Annotated in this window: 16 protein-coding genes; 10 read left to right on the top strand and 6 right to left on the bottom strand. The window is 74.6% G+C overall.

Going from position 1 to position 19,954, the window contains the following annotated elements; translation table 11 throughout:
• Positions 1-11 precede the first annotated feature (11 nt).
• Genes cydC through EV386_RS09370 form a run of 4 tightly spaced genes read right to left on the bottom strand, consistent with a single transcriptional unit; the run spans position 12 to position 6,170 of the window.
• On the bottom strand, positions 12-1,823 hold the full coding sequence (gene cydC / locus EV386_RS09385; RefSeq protein ID WP_130414390.1) for a thiol reductant ABC exporter subunit CydC: 1,812 nt from the start codon (positions 1,821-1,823) through the stop codon (positions 12-14).
• Positions 1,820-3,547 carry a thiol reductant ABC exporter subunit CydD gene (cydD, locus tag EV386_RS09380; protein ID WP_130414388.1) on the bottom strand — a complete coding sequence of 576 codons (1,728 nt, stop codon included), beginning with the start codon at positions 3,545-3,547 and terminating at the stop codon, positions 1,820-1,822. Before cydD ends, cydC begins: the two co-directional genes overlap by 4 nt.
• A gap of 7 nt (positions 3,548-3,554) precedes the next feature.
• Complete coding sequence (gene cydB / locus EV386_RS09375; RefSeq protein WP_130414386.1) at positions 3,555-4,643, bottom strand: cytochrome d ubiquinol oxidase subunit II; 1,089 nt, start codon at positions 4,641-4,643, stop codon at positions 3,555-3,557.
• A gap of 27 nt (positions 4,644-4,670) precedes the next feature.
• Positions 4,671-6,170, bottom strand: a complete 1,500-nt coding sequence (locus EV386_RS09370; protein WP_130414384.1) for a cytochrome ubiquinol oxidase subunit I — start codon at positions 6,168-6,170, stop codon at positions 4,671-4,673.
• Positions 6,171-6,635: 465 nt separating this feature from the next.
• Between EV386_RS09370 and EV386_RS09365 the strand changes: the two genes are divergently transcribed.
• Both EV386_RS09365 and EV386_RS09360 read left to right on the top strand, forming a co-directional pair.
• Positions 6,636-9,785, top strand: coding sequence for a ribonuclease E/G (locus tag EV386_RS09365; RefSeq protein ID WP_130414382.1), 3,150 nt, complete (start codon positions 6,636-6,638; stop codon positions 9,783-9,785).
• 7 nt (positions 9,786-9,792) lie between these two features.
• A complete protein-coding gene (locus EV386_RS09360; protein ID WP_130414380.1) occupies positions 9,793-10,383 on the top strand; it encodes a thymidine kinase in 591 nt (196 codons plus the stop codon).
• A 21-nt stretch (positions 10,384-10,404) separates the two neighbouring features.
• Here EV386_RS09360 and EV386_RS09355 read toward each other — a convergent pair whose 3' ends face one another.
• Positions 10,405-10,980, bottom strand: coding sequence for a protein-L-isoaspartate O-methyltransferase family protein (locus EV386_RS09355; protein ID WP_130414378.1), 576 nt, complete (start codon positions 10,978-10,980; stop codon positions 10,405-10,407).
• A 276-nt stretch (positions 10,981-11,256) separates the two neighbouring features.
• On the opposite strand from EV386_RS09355, the gene rplU reads away from it, so the two are divergent.
• From rplU to proB, 4 genes are all read left to right on the top strand, one after another.
• A complete protein-coding gene (rplU, locus tag EV386_RS09350) occupies positions 11,257-11,565 on the top strand; it encodes a 50S ribosomal protein L21 (RefSeq protein WP_130414376.1) in 309 nt (102 codons plus the stop codon).
• A 70-nt stretch (positions 11,566-11,635) separates the two neighbouring features.
• Positions 11,636-11,899, top strand: coding sequence for a 50S ribosomal protein L27 (gene rpmA, locus EV386_RS09345; protein WP_130414374.1), 264 nt, complete (start codon positions 11,636-11,638; stop codon positions 11,897-11,899).
• 102 nt (positions 11,900-12,001) lie between these two features.
• Positions 12,002-13,519, top strand: coding sequence for a GTPase ObgE (gene obgE, locus EV386_RS09340; RefSeq protein ID WP_130414372.1), 1,518 nt, complete (start codon positions 12,002-12,004; stop codon positions 13,517-13,519).
• Between the two features lie 62 nt (positions 13,520-13,581).
• Positions 13,582-14,709, top strand: a complete 1,128-nt coding sequence (proB, locus tag EV386_RS09335) for a glutamate 5-kinase (RefSeq protein WP_130414370.1) — start codon at positions 13,582-13,584, stop codon at positions 14,707-14,709.
• 36 nt (positions 14,710-14,745) lie between these two features.
• Here proB and EV386_RS09330 read toward each other — a convergent pair whose 3' ends face one another.
• Complete coding sequence (locus tag EV386_RS09330; RefSeq protein ID WP_130414368.1) at positions 14,746-16,230, bottom strand: MFS transporter; 1,485 nt, start codon at positions 16,228-16,230, stop codon at positions 14,746-14,748.
• Positions 16,231-16,276: 46 nt separating this feature from the next.
• Between EV386_RS09330 and EV386_RS09325 the strand changes: the two genes are divergently transcribed.
• The 4 genes from EV386_RS09325 (at position 16,277) to rsfS (ending at position 19,947) form a co-directional block, all read left to right on the top strand.
• Positions 16,277-17,590 (top strand): glutamate-5-semialdehyde dehydrogenase, encoded by a 1,314-nt coding sequence (locus tag EV386_RS09325; protein WP_207216505.1) that lies wholly within the window; start codon positions 16,277-16,279, stop codon positions 17,588-17,590.
• A gap of 212 nt (positions 17,591-17,802) precedes the next feature.
• Positions 17,803-18,405 carry a nicotinate-nucleotide adenylyltransferase gene (gene nadD / locus EV386_RS09320; protein WP_423218968.1) on the top strand — a complete coding sequence of 201 codons (603 nt, stop codon included), beginning with the start codon at positions 17,803-17,805 and terminating at the stop codon, positions 18,403-18,405.
• A complete protein-coding gene (locus EV386_RS09315; protein WP_130414362.1) occupies positions 18,398-19,546 on the top strand; it encodes a hypothetical protein in 1,149 nt (382 codons plus the stop codon). Before nadD ends, EV386_RS09315 begins: the two co-directional genes overlap by 8 nt.
• Positions 19,543-19,947 (top strand): ribosome silencing factor, encoded by a 405-nt coding sequence (rsfS, locus tag EV386_RS09310; RefSeq protein ID WP_130414360.1) that lies wholly within the window; start codon positions 19,543-19,545, stop codon positions 19,945-19,947. The genes EV386_RS09315 and rsfS overlap by 4 nt, the downstream gene beginning before the upstream one ends.
• Positions 19,948-19,954: the final 7 nt, after the last annotated feature.

Genomic DNA, 19,954 nt, shown 5'->3' with positions numbered 1-19,954 from the left:
GCGCGCGGGTCTCACCCCGCGACCACGGGCCGCTCGACCGCGGTGACGGACCCCTCCAGGTCGGCGGTCTCCCGGGCGGCGGCCCACGCATAGTCGGCGACATCGCGCAGCAGGTCGGCGTGCGGTCCCCGCGCGACGACGGCCGCGGGCGCGCCGTCGCGTCCGCCTGAGCCGTCGCGTCCGCCCGACTCGGCACGCCGGGCGAGCAGCAGCACCTCGTCGGCCTCACGCGCCGCGGAGAGTCGGTGGGTGGCGACGACGACGGCGCGGCCCGTCGCACGCGCATGGGCTGCGAGCGCCGCGACCACCGCGTCGGCGGCGGCGGCGTCGAGGTGCTCGGCGGGCTCGTCGACCAGCAGCACCCGCGCGGGGCTGAGCAGCGCGCGGGCCACCAGCAGGCGGCGGCGCTCACCGCCCGAGACGGTGGTGGCGCCTCCGCCGAGGGTGGTGTCCAGGCCCGCGGGCAGCGCGTCGAGCCAGTGCGCGAGCCCGACGGCCTCCAGCGCCTGGCGGGCCTCGGCGGGAGCGACGTCGCCGCGCGCGACGCGCAGGTTCTCCAGCACGGTCGTGTCGAACAGGTGGCCGTCCTCGGCGACGAACAGCGTCGCCGCCTCGGGCGCGCGGGCCACGGCGCCGCCCCGCGCAGGCAGCAGCCCGGCGGCGGTCATCAGCAGCGTCGTCTTGCCGACGCCGGACGGCCCGGCGAGCGCGACGAGCGCGCCCGGCGCGACGGCGAGGTCGACGCCCTCGACGGCGGGCGTCGTGGCCGTGGGCCAGCCTGCGGCGACGCCGTCGAGCGCGAGCAGCGCCCCGGGTGGGCGGCAGGCCGCCGAGGTGGGGGCCGCCGCGGTCGCCGCGACGGGGACCGCATCGGTCGGCAGCAGCGCCGCGAGCCGCGCGGCGGCCTCACGCGAGCGCCGCAGTTGCACGGCCGCGGCGGGAAGGACGCTCGTGACCTCGAAGACGGCGAGTGGGGTGAGCACCACGACCGCGAGCTCGACGGGCGCCAGCGCGCCCGCCCGCAGCGCGCCCGCGCCGAGCGCGAGCGCGGCGATGACCGACAGGGTCTGGGCGGCCGCGCCGATGGCGGCCGAGACGCCCGCGGTGCGGGCGCCGTCGTCGCCCGCGGCGGTGAGCCGGGCGTCGGCGTCGGTGAGCGCGTCGAGCTCGGCGTCGAGCCGTCCGGCGACGCGCAACTGCTGGCCCTCCTCCAGGAGGCCGAGGGTGCGGGTGGTGACCTCGGCGCGCGCGGCGGCCCCCGCGGCCTCGGTCGCGGCCGAGGCGCGCGCGGCGAGCCAGGGCGCGAGCACGCCCGTCAGCAGCAGGCAGCCGGCCAGGGCGAGCGCGGCCGAGGGCAGGAACGCCCCGACCAGCGCGACCGAGCCGAGCCCGACCACGAGCGCGACCCCGGCGGGCACGAGCGACTTGACCACCACCTCGCCGACGGCGTCGACGTCGGCGCCCACGCGCGCGAGCAGGTCGCCGCGCCGCAGCGCGACGACGCCGGTCACGGGCCCGCGCGCGAGCGCGTCGTAGAGGTTGGCGCGCAGGGCCGACATGCCGGCGAGCGCGACATCGTGCGAGGCGAGGCGTTCGAGGTAGCGCAGCACGCCGCGCCCGACGCCGCACGCGCGGACCGTCACGACGGCGACCGAGAGCGTCAGCACGGGCGGCATCTGGGAGGCGCGCGCGATGAGCCACGCTGAGACCGCCGCCAGGCCCACCGAGCAGCCGAGCGCGAGCGAGCCCAGCAGCACGGCGCGCAGCACGCGTGCGCGGCGCACCTCGAGCAGAGGCAGCACGGTCCGCAGCGGGTCGGTCATGCGGTCACCTCCTCCGGCGCGCGCGCCGCGACGTCGACGATCTGGTCGGCCAGCGTGAGCAGCGAGGCGCGGTGGGCGACGACCAGCACGGTGCGCCCAGCCTCGCGCCAGGCGCGCACGGTGTCGAGCACGACGCGCTCGCCCGCGGCGTCGAGGTGCGCGGTCGGCTCGTCGAGCACGACGAGCGGCCGTCCGGCGCCCGCCAGCAGGGCCGCGGTGAGCGCGACGCGCTGCCGCTGCCCGACCGACAGCCCGGCGCCGCCGAGCCCGACCAGCGTCGACCACCCCGCGGGCAGCGTGGCGACGACGGCGTCCAGGCCCGTGGTGCGCGCGGCCGCGGCGAGGGCGTCGTCGCTCACGTCGAGCCCGCCGGTCACCACCTCGCGCAGCGTCCCGGGGGCGATCGCGGGACGCTGGGGCACCCACACGACCTGCGACCACCACCACGCGGGGTCGACGTCGTCGAGCGGGACGCGCTCGGGCGGCTGGCCGGGGGAGGCGGCGACCTCAAGCGAGACGGTCCCGGCGTCAGGGCGCAGCAGGCCCAGCAGCACCTGGACGGTCGTCGACTTGCCGGCCCCGGACGGGCCGCGCAGCGCGACGACGCGCCCGCCGCCCGGGCGCCCGGACCCGAGTTCGACGCGCGCGGACAGGCCCGCGGGCGCGTCGACGGCGCGGTCGCCGGCGCGCACGGTGACGCCGTCGAGCACGAGAGCGCGCACGGCGTCGGGGCGGCGGGTCGGGTCGGGGCGCCCGCCGTCCGGCGTCGGCTCCTCCAGCACGGCGAACGCGCGCTCGGCCGCCGCGATGCCATCGGTCGAGGCGTGGAACTGGGCGCCGACGCCGCGCAGCGGCAGGTACACCTCGGGCGCGAGCATGATGACGGCGAGGCCGACCTGCAGCGTCATGGCGCCCTCGACGAGCCGCAGCCCCACCCCGACGGCCACGATCGCGACCGACAGCGTGGTCAGCAGCTCCAGCACCATGCCCGACAGGAACGCGACGCGCAGCGTGCCCATGGTCGCGCGCTTGGAGGCGTCGCCCAGCGCGCGCACCCGCGCCCCCGGTCCGGTCTCCCGCCCGAAGGCGCGCAGCGTGGGCAGCCCGGCGAGCAGGTCGAGCACCTGGGCGCCCAGCCGCTCGACGACCGTGAGGCGCCGCTCGGAGGCGCCCTGCGTCATGACCCCCACGAGCCACATGAACAGCGGCACGAGCGGCAGCGTCACCACGCAGATCAGGAGCGAGACCCAGTCCAGGCCCAGCATCACGAGCAGGACCGCGGGCGTGACCAGGACCGTGAGCAGCAGCGACGGCAGGTACTTGACGAGGTAGGGCTCCAGCGCGTCGAGGCCGCGCGTGGCGAGCGTCGCGGTCTGCGCCTGCTGGCCGCCGCCCGCCCAGCGTGGGCCGAGCGCGACGGCGTGCGCCACGACCTGCGCGCGCAGCTCGGCGATCGTGCGGGCGGCGGCCCGCTGCGCATAGCGCTCCTGAGCCCAGGCGACGGCGGCGCGGCCGGCGGCGACCGCGCCGAGCGCGGCCAGCGTGCGGGCCGCGCTCGGGCCGGGCACGGACCCGTGGGTCACGAGCCCGGCCAGGAGCGAGGCGACCAGCAGCGCTTGGGCGACGACGAGGACGGCGGACCCGAGGCCCAGCCCGGCGGTCAGGACGACATACCGCCGGGCCGAGCGCGCCCGCCGCAGCAGGCGCGGGTCGAGAGGCCTCACGCGGCCGTCACGCGAGGTCGGCGGGCTTGACGGCGGGCTCGTCGTGCCCGCCGAGCGCCTCGCGGACCCTCTTCCACACCAGGCCCGCCGGCGCTGGCAGGTCCTTCGAGGTCAGACGGCGGCGGAAGACCCAGTACGTCCAGCTCTGGTAGGCGATCACGACCGGGGTGAGGATGACCGCGACCCACGTCATGACGGTCAACGTGTAGTCGGTCGACGTCGCCTCGGCGATCGAGAGCGACGGCCCGCCGTCACGTCCCGGCATGACGTCGGGGAACATCGAGCCGAAGATCAGCGTGACGGCCGCGACCATGGCCAGCGCCGACAGCGTGAAGGCCCAGCCCTCGGCGCCGCGCGCGTTGGTGATCACGACGCCGACCAGGCACGCCGCGGCGACCGCGACGGCGGCCCACGTCCACGGGACCGAGTAGGCGACCTGCGCCCAGATGGCCCAGCCGCCCGCCACGACGACCGCCGCGAGCGAGAGCCGCGCGGCGAACTGGCGCGCGCGGGCCCGCAGCTCACCGTCGGTCTTGAGCGCGAGGAACACCGAGCCGTGCAGCAGGAACAGCACGAGCGTGGTCAGGCCGCCCAGCAGCGCGAACGGGTTGAGCAGCGCCCAGAACCCGCCGACGTACTGGTGGGCGTCGTCGAGCAGCACACCGCGCACGAGGTTGGCGAACGCCACGCCCCACAGGATCGCGGGGACCCACGAGCCGACCTGGATCATCAGGTCGAACCGGCGGCTCCAACCGGGCGTGGAGATCTTGCCGCGGTACTCGAACGCGACCACGCGCACGATGAGGGCGAGCAGGATGATGAACAACGGCAGGTAGAACCCCGAGAACAGGGTCGCGTACCACTCCGGGAAGGCGGCGAACGTCGCGCCGCCCGCGGTCAGCAGCCACACCTCGTTGCCGTCCCACACCGGGCCGATGGTGTTGACCAGCACGCGGCGCTCGGACTCGCGCTGCTCGCGCGTGCCGCGCGGGAAGAAGGACATCAGCATGCCGACGCCGAAGTCGAAGCCCTCGAGCACGAGGTACCCCGTCCACAGGACGGCGATGATGACGAACCACAGGATCGACAGGTCCATCTCAGGTCTCCAGTCTCGACTCGGGGCTCAGTAGGCGAAGGACAGCGGGCGGTCGGCGTCGTCGTCCGAGCGCGCCTCGGGTGACTCGTCGTGCACCTGGGGGACGCCTTCGATCGCGTAGCGGTGCAGCAGGCGATACCAGATGACGCCGAGCCCGGCGTACAGCACCGTGAACACGATCATCGAGGTGAGGATCACGCCGCCGGGCACGGCCGTGGACACGCCGGCCGAGGTCAGCAGCCAGACGCCGTCGACGCCGGTGGGGTTGGGCGCCACGACCCAGGGTTGGCGCCCGACCTCGGTGAAGATCCAGCCGAACGAGCAGGCGAGGAACGGCATGGGCAGCGCGATCACGGCCAGGCGGGACAGCCACCGGCTGTCCGACAGCCGCCCGCGGCGCGTGGCCCACAGAGCCCACAGCGCCAGCGCGGCCGAGAAGGCCGCGAGGCCGATCATGAGGCGGAACGACCAGTAGGAGACGCCGAGCGGGGGCGTGTAGGTGATGGGGTTGCCGGCCTCGTCGGTCGCGCCGAACTTGTCGGACATCTGCTGCTGCACGTCATCGACGCCCGGCAGCAGCGAGTCAGGCCCGGAGAAGTGCCCGGTGCCGAGGAAGCTGGCCAGACCTGGGATCTCGATGAGGTGCGTGAGCTGGTCGCACGTCGGGTTGAGGAGAGGGCCGACGGTGAGGATCGAGAACGCCGCGCCCTCGGTCGACTCGCACAGCGCCTCGGCGGCCGACATCTTGCCGGGCTGCTGCTCGTACATGATCTTGCCCTGGACGTCGCCCGAGAGCGCGACGCCGACGCCGGACAGGAGCATGACGACGGCGCCCAGCACGACGGCGGGGCGGTAGGTGGAGCGCGCGAGCTCGACCAGCTCGGGCTTCTTCGACCGGACCAGGCGCACCATCCACCAGGTCGCGATGCCGCAGATGAACGTGCCCGAGACGAGGAAGGACGCCGTGATGGTGTGCGGGAACGCCGCCCACAGCGTGTTGTTGCCCAGGACCGCCCAGATGGACTCCATCTCCGCGCGCCCCGTCTCGGGGTTGAAGGTGGTGCCCACGGGGTGCTGCATCCACGAGTTGGCCGACAGGATGAAGAACGCCGAGAGGTTGGTGGCCAGCGCGAAGAGCCACACGCACGCCAGGTGCACCTTCTTGCTCAGGCGGTCCCAGCCGAAGATCCACAGGCCCAGGAACGTCGACTCGATGAAGAACGCGGCGAGCGCCTCCATCGCCAGCGGGGCGCCGAACACGTCGCCCACGAACCGGGAGTACTCGCTCCAGGTCATGCCGAACTGGAACTCCTGAACGATGCCGGTCGCGACGCCGAGGGCGAAGTTGATGAGCAGCAGCTTGCCGAAGAACTTCGTCAGCCGGAGCCATTTCTCGTTCTTGGTCACCACCCACGCCGTCTGCATCCCGGCGACCAGCGGGGCGAGCCCGATCGTCAACGGGACAAGGATGAAGTGGTAGACGGTCGTGATGGCGAACTGCCATCGGGCGAGCGCGAGCACATCCATCGGGCGTCTCCTGTACTCAGACGAAGGGCGCGTCCTCGGCGATCGGATCGTCTCCGCCCGTCGAGGCTCACGAGCAGCGTGCTCGTGAAGTTCTTCACAAGTCAACACAACTCGCTGTGACCTCGCTCGCAACAGCGAGAGCGGGTCGACTCTCAGTCAACACCCAGAAAGTCCGACTCGCTCGGCGTGACTCACGCGCCAGTACCCGGGGAGTGCGATACTGGTAGGCAACCGTCGGGGCCACATCACCCAGACGGCTACGAGCCCGCAGCTCCCGCGTCCGCACGCGGTGCCGCGGCCTGGGTCGCACCAAGCCCTGGCCGCCCGGCGTCCGCGAAGACGAGGCAGCAGTCGGCCGTCACCGAGACTTCCGTCCGGCGCCGCGCACCAGAGCGTGGCTCGGGCGACGACCGCCCGGCGGCTCACGGATGTGGGGTGGGCGGCAGGGCAGCAGGAGCACACCGCGTGACCTCAGACAACACCGGCACCACTGGCAACACCCCCCGCAAGCCCGCCCGTCGCCGCGTGACGCGCGCCGCGGGCGGCCCGGCCGCCGACGCGGCCCCCGCGCTGGACCTGGGCATCATCCTGCCGACGCGCACCGACGACGCCACGTCGCCCGCCGCCGCTGCGGCCCCCGCCGCTGCGGCCCCCGCCGCTGCGGCGGTCGCCGAGCCGGCCGCGGCGCCGCCCGCCCGCAGGTCGCGCCGCGTCTCACGCCCGACCTCGACTCCCGAGCCCGCCGCCACCTCGGATGCGGCCACGGCGCCTGCGGCGTCCCCGTCCGCACCAAGCCTGACCCTTGACGGCATCGTGCTGCCCGAGCGTGTCACGCAGGCCCCCGCGAATCAGGCGGACAAGCCCGCGAAGTCGGCGGACAAGCCCGCCAAGGCGCCCCGCCGCGCCGTGCGCACGCTCGACGACATCGAGCTGCCCGACGGTCACGGTGAAGCCGCTCCTGCCAGCGCCGAGGCCGCGCCGCGCCGCGGACGCTCGCGCGCCGCGTCGGGCGACGTCGCCTCGCCCGCGCCTCGGCGCACCCGGGCGCGGGCCACCGCGCCGAGCCCCGCCACGCCCGAGTCCGCCACGCCCGAGTCGGTCGAGGCCGACGCCAGCGCCCCCGCGGTCGACGACGCCGTCGCGACCGAGTCCGCCGACGCCGTCGCATCCGCAGTCGAGGATCGCGCCGCCGACGCCCCTGCGGCCGACCTCCCCGCGGCCGACGCTCCGGAGCGCCCGAAGCGCGCGCGCCGCTCGCGTGCGTCGTCGCCCACCGCGAAGGCCGCCGCCTCGAGCGAGCCCGCCTCGAGCGAGCCTGCCGCAAGCGAGCCCGCCGCAGGTGAGGCCGCCGTTGAGTCCGCGCCCGCCGCCGAGTCGACCGCCTCGTCGGCGCCCGGCTCGTCGACACCGCGCCTGGCCACGACCGCGCTGCTCTTCCAGGCGCCCGACCTGTCGACGCCGCGCCGCTCGCGTCGCGCCCAGGCCCCCGCCGGCCCGCCGCAGGCGCGTGACGACGCCGCGGAGCCCGCCAGCCAGGAGGCCCCGGAGACGCCCGAGACGCCCGTAGCGCCCGCGCAGCCGTCCGAGCCCGTCGAGCTCACCGGCGAGGACGCCGCCGCCGCGCAGGAGGTCGCCGCGATCGAGGCCGAGCTCGTCGCCGACGGCGTTGAGCTGGTCGACCTGCGCCCCGAGGACCTGGTCGAGGACGACGAGGACGTCGAGATCGAGCAGGACGACGATCGCCCGCGCCGTCGTCGTCGCCGGGGAGGGCGCGGCCGCCGCAGCGGACGGCGCCCCGAGGACGAGGACGGCGAGGAGTCGGACGAGGACGAGGAGCAGGACGCGCCGTCGTCCGCCGAGAGCGACGGCGAGGCCGACGACGCTCCCGAGTCCGACGAGTCGGGTGAGGACGAGGCGGGCGGCTCGCGTCGCCGTCGTCGCCGCCGTCGCGGCTCGCGCGCCGAGCGCGCCGAGACGCCCCGCTCGCGCTCCGACGAGGTCACCGCGCTCAAGGGATCGACGCGCCTGGAGGCCAAGCGCCAGCGCCGCCGCGAGGGCCGCGACGCGGGCCGCCGCCGCCAGATCATCACCGAGGCCGAGTTCCTCGCGCGCCGCGAGTCCGTCTCGCGCTCGATGGTCGTGCGCGAGCGCGACGCGCGCACCCAGATCGCGGTGCTCGAGGACGGTGTGCTGGTCGAGCACTACGTCTCGCAGCAGTCGCAGTCCTCGATGGTCGGCAACGTCTACCTGGGCCGCGTGCAGAACGTGCTGCCGTCCATGGAGGCCGCGTTCGTCGACGTCGGCAAGGGCCGCAACGCCGTGCTGTACGCGGGCGAGGTCAACTGGGACGCCGCGGGCCTCGAGGGCGGCCAGCCGCGCCGCATCGAGCAGGCGCTCAAGTCGGGCGACTCGGTGCTGGTGCAGGTCACCAAGGACCCGATCGGCCACAAGGGCGCCCGCCTGACCTCGCAGGTCACGCTCGCCGGGCGCTACCTGGTGCTCGTGCCGGGCGGCGGCATGACGGGCATCAGCCGCAAGCTGCCCGACGTCGAGCGCTCGCGCCTGAAGAAGGTGCTGCGCGAGATCGTGCCCGAGGGCGCGGGCGTCATCGTGCGCACCGCGGCCGAAGGCGCCTCGGAGGCCGAGCTCAAGGCCGACGTCGAGCGCCTGCAGGCGCAGTGGAACGCCATCACGACCAAGGCGGGCCGGGCCTCGACGAGCGCTCCGGCGCTGCTGCAGGGCGAGCCCGACCTGGCGATCCGCGTCGTTCGCGACATCTTCAACGACGACTTCTCCTCGCTCGTCGTGCAGGGCGACGGCGCGTGGCAGGAGGTCTCGACGTACGTCGAGGAGCTCGCCCCCGACCTGCGCGAGCGCGTGACCAAGTGGCTTGAGCCCACCGACGTATTCACGGTCCACCGCGTCGACGAGCAGCTCGCCAAGGGCATGGACCGCAAGGTCTGGCTGCCCTCGGGCGGCTCGCTGGTCATCGACCGCACCGAGGCCATGACGGTCATCGACGTCAACACCGGCAAGTTCACCGGCGCCGGCGGCACGCTCGAGGAGACCGTGACGCGCAACAACCTCGAGGCGGCCGAGGAGATCGTGCGCCAGCTGCGCCTGCGCGACATCGGCGGCATCATCGTCATCGACTTCATCGACATGGTGCTCGAGTCGAACCGCGATCTGGTGCTGCGCCGCCTGGTCGAGTGCCTGGGCCGCGACCGCACCAAGCACCAGGTGGCCGAGGTCACCTCGTTGGGCCTGGTGCAGATGACCCGCAAGCGCGTGGGCCAGGGCCTGGTCGAGGCGTTCAGCGAGACCTGCGAGGCATGCAAGGGCCGCGGCTTCATCGTGCACGCCGAGCCCATCGAGAAGGGCGCCGGCCACACGCACGCGGAGCCGGCCGACGGCGCGCCGCAGGGCGAGTCCAAGCGTGGGCGCCGCCGCCGCGGCTCAGCCTCGGCTGCCGAGCCGGCCGCGCACCCCGAGCCGCCCAAGCTGCCCGAGGAGAAGTCGCAGGCGCGCGAGGCCGTCAAGGCGACCCTCGCGACCATCGCGGCCGCGGCCGCGCACGCGCACGAGGCGGCCTCGGCCGAGCCGACCGAGGGCTGACCTGCCCATGGCGGGCGTGATCCCGGCGCGCTCCCGGCCATCGGGCACGGGGCGGATCGAGGTCGTCGCCGGGCCCATGTTCGCCGGCAAGTCCGAGGAGCTGGTGCGGCGCGTGCGCCGCACCAGGCTCGCGGGCCGCGGCGTCGTCGTGGTCAATCACGTCCTCGACGTGCGCGCGGGCGGCGGCAAGGTGGCCTCGCACTCCGGGCTTGAGCTGCCCTCGGCGACGGCGTCGGGCGCGGCCGAGATCCCCGGACTGCTGGAGCCGGGGACCGAGCTCGTGGCGATCGACGAGGCGCAGTTCTTCGGCGCCGAGCTCGTGGACGTCGTGGTGGGGCTCGCCGACGCGGGCCTGGTCGTCGTGGTCGCCGGGCTCTGCGTGACGTTCGACGGCGGCCCGTTCTCCCCGCTGCCCGAGCTCATGGCCGTGGCCGAGCGCGTCGACAAGCTCACCGCTGTGTGCATGGTCTGCGGCCGTGACGCCGCCTACCACGTGCGCGTCGCGTCCGACGGCGCCGCGGACCCCACCGCGCCGGTCGCCGCGCACGTGGGCGGCGCCGAGTCCTACCAGGCGCGCTGCCGCGACCATCGGCGCTGAGCGGCGGCCGGGCGCGCGGGCTCAGTCCTCGACGAGCGGCACGAACCGGTAGGAGCCGTGCTCGCTCACGTGCGCCGCGCCGTCGTCGTCGACCGTCACCAGCGTCATGGTGTGGCGCACCGGAATCACCATGCGGCCCCCGGGGGCGACCTGCTCCACGAGTGAGGGCGGCAGCCGGCGGGCCGCGGCCGAGACGAGCACGCGGTCCCACCCGCCCTCGCGCGGCCAGCCGAGCACGCCGGGGCGGGCGGCGACCTCGCGCGCCCACGGCATGGCGCACCGCTCCAGGTTGGCCGCGCCCCAGGCGGCGAGGTCGTCGCGCCGTTCGACGCCCAGCACCTGACCACCGGGCCCGACCAGGCGCCCCAGCAGCGCCGTCGTCCACCCCGAGCCGGCGCCGACGTCGAGCACGCGCGCGCCCGGGCGCACGTCGAGCAGGCGCAGCATCGCCGCGACGGTCGACGGCTGTGAGCACGTCTGTCCGTGCCCGATCGCCAGCGGTCGGTCCTCGCCCGCCCAGTACCGGGCGGGCGCGGGCAGGAAGCCCGCGCGGCCGATCGTGCGCAGCGCGGCCGCGACGGCGTCGTCGGCGTCCATGGGTCCATGGTCCGCGCCCCTGCGGCGCGGCGCACCGGGGGAGGGGCATGGCGGCGCGTCGCGGCGCGGGCGGGGGAGCGTGTGGGCAGGCGCGAGTTCGTCCGCGTGCGCCGCTCGTGTAGACTGGTGTGTCGGCGCGCCCATCGGCGTGCCTGTCCCGTGTGCCCCACGGACGCACCGCACTCGACCGCCGCGGCGGGCCAGCAATGGACTCGAGTTGCAGACCAAGACGGTGTACGACGCCGTGTGGCACGCCCAGACCAGGAGAGACGCAACATGGTGTACGCGATCGTCAAGGCCGGTGGCCGCCAGGAGAAGGTGTCCGTCGGCGACATCGTTGTCATGAACAGCATCGAGGCGAAGGCCGGCGACACGGTCGAGCTGCCCGCGCTGCTGCTCGTGGACGGGGAGAAGGTGACCACCGACGCCGCGAAGCTGGCGAAGGTCAAGGTCACGGCTGAGGTCGTGCGGGACGAGAAGGGCCCGAAGATCGTCATCCTCAAGTACAAGAACAAGACCGGCTACCGCAAGCGCCAGGGTCACCGTCAGTCGCTGACCCGCGTCAAGGTCACCGGCATCAAGTGACCTCCGCGGCGGACGCCCACCGCGTCCGCGCGATCTTCTTCCCCGTACTTCCTGAAAGCAGGTCCTGAGAATGGCACACAAGAAGGGCGCGAGCTCCTCGCGCAACGGTCGTGACTCGAACGCCCAGTCGCTCGGCGTCAAGCGCTTCGGCGGGCAGGTCGTCAAGGCCGGCGAGATCATCGTCCGCCAGCGCGGCACCCACTTCCACCCCGGCCAGAACGTCGGCCGCGGCGGCGACGACACGCTGTTCGCGCTGACCGCCGGCGCGGTCAAGTTCGCGACGCGCCGCGGGCGCAAGGTCGTCGACATCGAGTCGGTGTCGGTCGAGGCCTGAGCCTCCCGCACACCTTCGCAGAGGGGCGCACCGGTGTGGTGCGCCCCTCTCGCTTTACCCCCGGACCCCAGGTCCCCGCAGTCCCTCTGAGAGGATCGCCCCATGGCCAGCTTCGTCGACCGTGTCGTGCTGCATGCCGCCGGCGGTGACGGCGGCCACGGCGTCGCCTCCATCCGCCGGGAGAAGTTCAAGCCGCTCGCCGGCCCCGACGGCGGCAACGGCGGCGACGGCGGCAGCGTGCGCCTGGTCGTCGACGCCCAGACGACGACGCTGCTCGCCTACCACCACTCGCCGCACCGCCGAGCGACCAGCGGCACCCAGGGCATGGGCGACGACCGCGACGGCGCCAAGGGCGAGGACCTGATCCTCTCGGTGCCCGACGGCACCGTGGTCAAGGACCTCGACGGCCAGGTGCTCGCCGACCTGGTCGGCGTCGGCGCCGAGTACGTGGTCGCCGCGGGCGGCCGCGGCGGGCTCGGCAACCGCGCGCTCGCCTCGCCCAAGCGCAAGGCCCCAGGCTTCGCGCTGCTGGGTGAGCCGGGCGAGGCCGCCGACGTCGTGCTCGAGCTCAAGACCATCGCCGACGTCGCGCTCGTGGGCTTCCCGAGCGCCGGCAAGTCGTCGCTGGTCGCCGCCGTCTCGGCCGCGCGCCCCAAGATCGCCGACTACCCGTTCACCACGCTGGTGCCCAACCTCGGCGTGGTCGAGGCGGGCGAGACGCGCTTCACCGTGGCCGACGTGCCCGGCCTCATCCCGGGCGCGAGCGAGGGCAAGGGCCTGGGCCTGGAGTTCCTGCGGCACATCGAGCGCACCGCCGTCATCGTGCACGTGCTCGACTGCGCGACGCTCGAGCCGGGCCGCGACCCCCTGACCGACCTCGACGTCATCGAGGCCGAGCTCGCCGCCTACGCGGGCGACCTGGAGATCGCGGGCGGCCGCGTGCCGCTCACCGAGCGCCCGCGCCTGGTGGTGCTCAACAAGATCGACGTGCCCGAGGCGCGCGAGCTCGCCGACTTCGTCAAGCCCGAGCTCGAGGCGCGCGGGCTGCGCGTGTTCGAGGTCTCGACCGCGAGCCACGAGGGCCTGCGCCCGCTGACGTTCGCCCTCGCCGACGTCGTGGCGCAGGCGCGCGCCGCGGCGCCGACGCCGGAGGCTGCGCGCATCGTGCTGCGGCCCAAGGCGGTCGACGACGCGGGCTTCACGGTCACCCAGCGCCAGGATGCGGGCGGCGTCTACTTCGAGGTGCGCGGCGCCAAGCCCGAGCGGTGGGTGCGCCAGACCGACTTCAACAACGACGAGGCGGTGGGCTTCCTGGCCGACCGGCTCGCCAAGCTCGGCGTCGAGGAGCGGCTGTTCAAGGTCGGCGCGGTCGCGGGCGACGAGGTGCGCATCGGCGACGAGCGCAACGCCGTCGTCTTCGACTGGGAGCCGACGCTCATGACCGGGCCCGAGCTGCTCGGCTCGCGCGGCACCGACCTGCGCCTGGAGGACCGCTCGCGCAAGACGCGTGCCGAGAAGCGCCAGGAGTTCACCGAGCGCATGGACGCCAAGACGCAGGCGCGCCGTGAGCTGTGGACCGAGCGCGAGGCCGGGCAGTGGACCAGCCCTGACCAGGAGTGATCGGCTGACCACACCCTGAGCGGCGTCCGCGCCGTCGCCGACGGGTCGGCGATGATGGGGGCGTGATCCTCGCGCGCACCCGCTCCGCACTGCCCGCCGCCCAGCGCATCGTCGTCAAGATCGGCTCGTCGTCGCTGACCGGCCCGGACGGACGCCTGGACCTGGAGGCCCTGCGCGGGCTCGTGCGCGTGCTCGCGGCGGCCCACGAGGGCGGCACGCAGGTCGTGCTCGTCACGTCGGGCGCCGTGGCCGCCGGCATCGGGCCGCTCGGGCTCGCGGCCCGGCCGCGCGACCTGGCGACCATGCAGGCCGCGGCCTCGGTGGGCCAGGGCATGCTGGTGGCCCGCTACACCGAGGCGTTCGCGCACCACGGCGTGCGCGTGGGGCAGATCCTGCTCACGGCCGAGGACACCGTGCGCCGCCTGCGCTACAAGAACGCCCAACGCGCGCTCACCCGCCTGCTGGCGCTCGGCGTCGTGCCCGTCGTCAACGAGAACGACGCCGTCACCACCGACGAGCTCAAGTTCGGCGACAACGACCGCCTCGCCGCGCTCGTGGCCCACCTGGTGCGCGCCGACGCGCTCGTGCTGCTGACCGACGTCGACGGCCTGCACGACCGCCCGCCCACGCGCCCGGGCGCGCGGCGCATCTCGCACGTCGGCGACCTCGCCGAGATCGCGGACGTGCCCGTCACCAGCCGCGGCAGCGCCGTCGGCACGGGCGGCATGGTCACCAAGCTGGAGTCCGTGCGGATCGCCACCGGGTCCGGGGTCCCGGTGCTGTTGGCCGCCGCGAGCAACGCCGCGCGGGCGCTCGCGGGTGAGGACGTCGGCACGTTCTTCGCCGTGACCGGCCGGCGCACGTCGGCGCGCCGGTTGTGGATCGCGCACGCCGCGCGCGTGCGCGGACGCCTACACCTCGACGACGGCGCCGCCCGCGCCGTGCTGGGCGGGCGCGCCTCGCTGCTGCCCGCGGGCGTCACACGCGCCGAGGGCGAGTTCGACGCCGGCGACGCCGTCGAGCTCGTGGGGCCCGACGGTGCGGTCGTGGCGCGCGGCCTGGTGGCGTTCGACTCGCACGAGCTGCCCGCGCTGCTCGGCCGCCAGACCGCCGAGCTGCGTGAGGCGCTGGGGGAGGGCTACGACCGCGAGCTCGTGCACCGCGACGACCTGGTGCTCGAACGGCGCTGACGGCTTGGGCGTGCGACGAGGTCGGGCGGGGGAGCCTCAGTCCTCCAGGCGCGTGCCGCGCAGCTCGGTGAGCATCCCGGCGCCGACCATCGCGACGGCGAATGCCACCGCGAACACGGCGAAGACGCCGCCCGTGCCGATCCGCTCGTGCAGCGGCAGCACGAGCAGCGGCGCGAGGATCGAGGCGAGGCGCCCGAACGCCGTCGCGCTGCCCGCGCCGGTCGCGCGCACCCGGGTCGGGTAGCTCTCGGGCGTCACCGCGTACAGGGCGCCCCATGCACCCAGGTTGAAGAACGACAGCGCGACGCCGGAGGCGAGGATCTGCGCGACCGAGCCCGCGAGCCCGAACGCGAGCGCCGACAGCGCCGAACCGGCCAGGAAGGTCACGAGCACCGCGCGCCGTCCCCACACCTCGATCAGCCAGGCGGCCACGGCGTACCCGGGCAGCTGCGCGAGCGTGATCACGAGCGTGTAGCCGAACGAGCGCACCATCGAGAACCCGTCGGCGACCAGGAGCGTCGGGATCCAGGTGAACGCCCCGTAGTAGGCGAAGTTCACCCCGAACCACGTCAGCCACAGCGCCACCGTCCGCCGCCGCATCCCCCCGCGAAACAGCGCCCCCACCCCCACCCGCTCCCCACCGAGAGCCCCACCACCCCCGCCAGCCCCACCACCTCCGCCACCCGCGCCAGCCCCACCACCCGCCAACCCCTCACCGGGCGAGTTCGAGCCTTTGTCGCGAGTTCGAGCGCCCGAGGGCTCGAACTCGCGACAAGCGCTCGAACTGGCGGATTCGGGCGGTGGTGCTGGTGGGGGTGTGGGGATGCCGGCGGGTGCGGGGATGCCGGCGGAAGACTCGAAGGTGCGGACGGCAGCCTCGGCCTGCGCGTCGTGGCCGTGGCGCTCCAGGAAGCGGACCGACTCGGGCAGGCTCGCGCGCACGTACAGCGAGTAGGCAGCCGGGATCAGGCCGATGGCGAACGCCCACCGCCATCCGTCGTCGGACGCCGGCACGAGCAGTAGGCCGACGACGGCCGCCGCGACCCACCCCACGGCCCAGAAGGACTCCAGGACCACCACGACGCGCCCGCGGATGCGGGCGGGGGCGTACTCGCTCACGAGCGTCGAGGCGACCGGCAGCTCCGCGCCCAGACCGAGCCCGACGACGAACCGCAGCGCCAGCAGCACGGCGAGGCCCCCGGCGAGCGCCGAGGCGCCCGTGGCCAGCCCGTAGACGAGCAGCGTGAGGGCGAAGACGTGGCGGCGGCCCACACGGTCGGCGAGCAGGCCGCCGAGCGCCGCGCCCACCGCCATGCCCGCGAACCCGATCGAGCCGAGCAGCGAGCGCTCGCCGGTGGACAGCGCCCACTGCTCGCCGATCGCCACGAGCACGAACGACATGATGCCCACGTCCATCGCGTCCAGCGCCCAGCCGACGCCCGCTCCGACGAGCAGACGCCTGTGCGCACGGGTGAACGGCAGCGCGTCGAGCCGCTCGGTCCGGGTCAAGACCGTGGTCATGGACGGATTCTGCTCCCTCACCGCAGCGGACAGTAGGCTCGTGCGTATGACTGCGACCGCGTCCAGTATCGCCGCCAACCCGTCGCCGCAGGCGCCCGACGTCGAGGCCGCGGTGCGCGACGTCGCCCGCCGCGCCCAGGTGGCCTCGCGCGCGCTCGCCACGGCGAGCCGTGGGGTCAAGGACGCCGCGCTGCACGCGATCGCCGACGCCCTCGTGTCCGCGACGGACGAGATCGTCGCCGCGAACGCGCTGGACGGTGAGCGTGAGCGCGCGGGCGGCATGGACGCCGGGCTGCTCGACCGCCTGGCGCTGACGCCCGCACGCGTCGAGGCCATCGCGCAGGCGCTGCGCGCCGTGGCGGCGCTGCCCGACCCGGTGGGCGACGTGGTGCGCGGCCAGACCCTTCCCAACGGCCTGCGCCTGCAGCAGTTGCGCGTGCCGATGGGCGTGGTCGGCATGATCTACGAGGCGCGGCCCAATGTGACGGTCGACGCCGCGGGCCTCGCGCTCAAGAGCGGCAACGCCGTCATCTTGCGCGGCGGCTCGGCGGCGATCCGCTCCAACGAGGTGATCGTGCGCGTGCTGCGCGACGCCCTGGAGGCGCAAGGGCTGCCCGCCGACCTCGTCCAGACGATCGACGAGTTCGGCCGCCCGGGCGGCGTCGCGCTGATGCACGCGCGCGGCCTGGTGGACGTGCTCATCCCGCGCGGCGGCGCGAGCCTCATCCGCACCGTGGTCGAGGAGTCCTCCGTGCCCGTCATCGAGACAGGGGTCGGCAACGTCCACGTCTATGTGGACGCCTCCGCCGACCTTGACCAGGCCGTCGCGATCGTGATGAACGCCAAGACGCAGCGCGTCGGGGTGTGCAACGCGGCCGAGACGCTGCTGGTGCACGCCGACGTCGTCGACGCGTTCCTGGGCCGCATGCTGACCGAGCTCGCGGGTGCGGGCGTCGTCCTGCACGGCGACGAGCGCACCGCGCAGGCGGCGCCGAGCGGCGTCGACGTGACCCCCGCGACCGACGCGGACTGGGCCACGGAGTATCTGGCGCTTGAGCTCGCGGTGCGCGTCGTGGACTCGCTCGACGAGGCGATCGACCACATCCGCACCTACTCCTCGGGGCACACCGAGGCGATCCTCACCAACGACCTGCGCGCCGCCGACCGCTTCGTGGCCGAGGTCGACTCGGCGGCCGTCATGGTCAACGCCTCGACGCGGTTCACCGACGGCGGCGAGCTGGGGCTTGGGGCCGAGATCGGCATCTCGACCCAGAAGCTGCACGCCCGTGGCCCGATGGGGTTGGCGGAGCTCACCACCACCAAGTGGGTGGTCCGCGGCCAGGGCCATGTGCGGCCGTGAGAGACTGACGCGACCACATCGAGCATGACCCTTCGGAGGATCCATGGACCCCGTCGTCGTCGGCCTACTGGCCTTCGGTGCCCTCGTCTTCGCGCTTGCGGTGACGTACGCGTTCCGCAACGTCGGGAACCGCCACTGAGCGTGCGGCGCCGCCCTGGGGGCCCGGAATGACCGCGGCTGCGGCGGCGCGTCGCCGCCCCCGCGTCGGCGTTATGGGCGGCACGTTCGACCCCATCCACCACGGCCACCTCGTGGCCGCGTCGGAGGTCGCCGAGGCGTACGGTCTCGACGAGGTCGTCTTCGTCCCCACGGGCAAGCCGACCTTCAAACAGAACCGCGACGTCACGCCGGCCGAGCACCGCTACCTCATGACGGTCATCGCGACCGCCTCGAACCCGCGGTTCACCGTCTCCCGAGTCGACATCGACCGGCCCGGGCTGACGTACACGGTCGACACGCTGCGCGACCTGCGCAGCGAGCGGCCCGACGCCGACCTGTTCTTCATCACGGGCGCGGACGCCGTGGCGCAGATCCTCGCGTGGAAGGACGCGTCCCGTCTGTGGGAGATGGCGCATTTCGTGGCGGTGAACCGTCCGGGGCACAATCTGAACACCGAGGGCATTCCCGAAGGCGCCGTCACGACGTTGGAGGTCCCCGCGCTGGCGATCTCCTCCACGGACTGCCGTCGGCGTGCCCGGGCAGGCAAGCCGGTCTGGTACCTGGTGCCGGACGGTGTGGTGCAGTACATCGCCAAGCACGGCCTGTATCGAGGTCAGAGCGTCGAGTCGAACAGGGACGAGGCACACGATGAGTGACAGCAATCCGGGCCGCCCGCTGACGCGGCGGGAGATCCGCGAGCGTGAGCAGGCGGCGGCCGCCGCGCGCGCCGCGGCCGCCGGCGCCGCCGCGCCGGTCCCGGCTCCCGACGCGGGCGCCGCGCCCGGCGCGACCCCGACCGCCGCGCCGCCCGCGCCCGCGCCTCGCCCGGCGACCGGGCAGCCCGTCACGCGCCGGTCGCTGCACTCGCCGATCGCGCCGGCGCCCGCTCCCGCCCCCGTCGTGCGCCCGCCGGCGTCGACCGGCGGCATCCGCGGGCTCGACGAGACTGGTCGGCTCACCCCCGTCCAGCGCCCCGGCGGCGCGCCCGTCGCGGCGACCCCCGCGCCCCCGGCGCCAGCCGTGCCGAATCGCACCTCAGCGCGTCCGAGCGCGTCGAACGGCCCGACCCCACCGACCGCGGCGTCGTTCGGCCGCACGGGCGCGGCCAGCGGCTCGCCGCTCGCGGGTCAGTCGGCGCCGTCGATGTTCGGACAGACGTCGGCCGCCCCGCGCCCGGCGCCCGCCTCGCCGTTCGACCCGGTCTCGGGTCCGTCCGCCGCGGGCCGTGCGGCGGCGCCCGCCGCGCCGGCCGCGCCCGGTCCGGCGACGGCAGCGCCCAGCGCGTCGCGCCCCCAGTGGCCCGCGCCCGCATCGACCGGACCGGCATCGGCCGGACCCGCATCGGCTGGACCCGCGGCGCCCGGACCGTCCTCGGCCTCTCCCGGCTCCGGCGCGGACTCGCCCGTCCCCGGCACCCCGAACTGGGGGTCGATCGGGCCTGCCGGGACCGCCTCGACGGCGATCGGCTCCGCGACGGGTGCGGGCACGGGGCCGGTGGTCCGCCCGGGCTCGGTGGCGCCGGCGCGGCCGCAGCCCTCGCCGTTCGACTCCTTCGTCGCACCTGATAAGCCCGTGCGCTCGCGCGCCGAGGCGGCCGCCGCGCAGGATGATGGCGACGAGGAGGAGTCGCGCTCGTCGTACACGTGGCTGCACTACATCATTCTGGTCGTCGTGGCGTTCGTGCTCGGTCTGCTGCTGTGGAAGTACATCGCCAGCGAGCAGCCGAGCGTCTCGTCCGGTGGCGACGCGAGCCAGGCCACCATGACCCAAACCATCACGTCGAGAGGCAACCTGTGACCGCGACCGAGCGTGCCGTCGAACTGGCGGGAGTCGCCGCCCGGGCGGCCTGGGATCTCAAGGCAGAGGAGATCATCGCCCTTGATGTGAGCGAGCAGCTCGTGCTGACCGACGTGTTCCTCATCGCGTCGGGCACCAACGAGCGGCAGGTCGCCGCGATCGTGGACGCGATCGAGGAGGCGATGTTCAAGGTCGGCGTCAAGCCGATCCGGCGCGAGGGCAAGTCCGAGGGCCGGTGGGTGCTGCTCGACTTCGGCGAGGTCGTCGTGCACGTGCAGCACGCCGAGGACCGGGTGTACTACGCGCTTGAGCGCCTGTGGAAGGACTGCCCGGTGGTCCCCCTTCCCCTCGACGCCGAAAGGCCGGTCGACGAGCCGGACTCGGCGCCGACCGCCTCCTGAGCGCCGC

Source organism: Xylanimonas ulmi (assembly GCF_004216535.1).
In the GTDB taxonomy this organism is placed as follows: Bacteria; Actinomycetota; Actinomycetes; order Actinomycetales; family Cellulomonadaceae; genus Xylanimonas; species Xylanimonas ulmi.
Note: the sequence above shows the minus strand (reverse complement) of the source record. Positions and strands in the feature narration are given on the sequence as shown.

What these genes read in the sequence shown, in the direction of transcription:
- cydC (WP_130414390.1), bottom strand. Translation starts at nt 1,823, where the DNA reads ATGACCGACCCGCTGCGGACCGTGCTGCCTCTGCTCGAGGTGCGCCGC.
- cydB (WP_130414386.1), bottom strand. Translation starts at nt 4,643, where the DNA reads ATGGACCTGTCGATCCTGTGGTTCGTCATCATCGCCGTCCTGTGGACG.
- EV386_RS09370 (WP_130414384.1), bottom strand. Translation starts at nt 6,170, where the DNA reads ATGGATGTGCTCGCGCTCGCCCGATGGCAGTTCGCCATCACGACCGTC.
- EV386_RS09360 (WP_130414380.1), top strand. Translation starts at nt 9,793, where the DNA reads ATGGCGGGCGTGATCCCGGCGCGCTCCCGGCCATCGGGCACGGGGCGG.
- EV386_RS09355 (WP_130414378.1), bottom strand. Translation starts at nt 10,980, where the DNA reads ATGGACGCCGACGACGCCGTCGCGGCCGCGCTGCGCACGATCGGCCGC.
- rplU (WP_130414376.1), top strand. Translation starts at nt 11,257, where the DNA reads ATGGTGTACGCGATCGTCAAGGCCGGTGGCCGCCAGGAGAAGGTGTCC.
- rpmA (WP_130414374.1), top strand. Translation starts at nt 11,636, where the DNA reads ATGGCACACAAGAAGGGCGCGAGCTCCTCGCGCAACGGTCGTGACTCG.
- obgE (WP_130414372.1), top strand. Translation starts at nt 12,002, where the DNA reads ATGGCCAGCTTCGTCGACCGTGTCGTGCTGCATGCCGCCGGCGGTGAC.
- EV386_RS09330 (WP_130414368.1), bottom strand. Translation starts at nt 16,230, where the DNA reads ATGACCACGGTCTTGACCCGGACCGAGCGGCTCGACGCGCTGCCGTTC.
- EV386_RS09325 (WP_207216505.1), top strand. Translation starts at nt 16,277, where the DNA reads ATGACTGCGACCGCGTCCAGTATCGCCGCCAACCCGTCGCCGCAGGCG.
- nadD (WP_423218968.1), top strand. Translation starts at nt 17,803, where the DNA reads ATGGGCGGCACGTTCGACCCCATCCACCACGGCCACCTCGTGGCCGCG.
- EV386_RS09315 (WP_130414362.1), top strand. Translation starts at nt 18,398, where the DNA reads ATGAGTGACAGCAATCCGGGCCGCCCGCTGACGCGGCGGGAGATCCGC.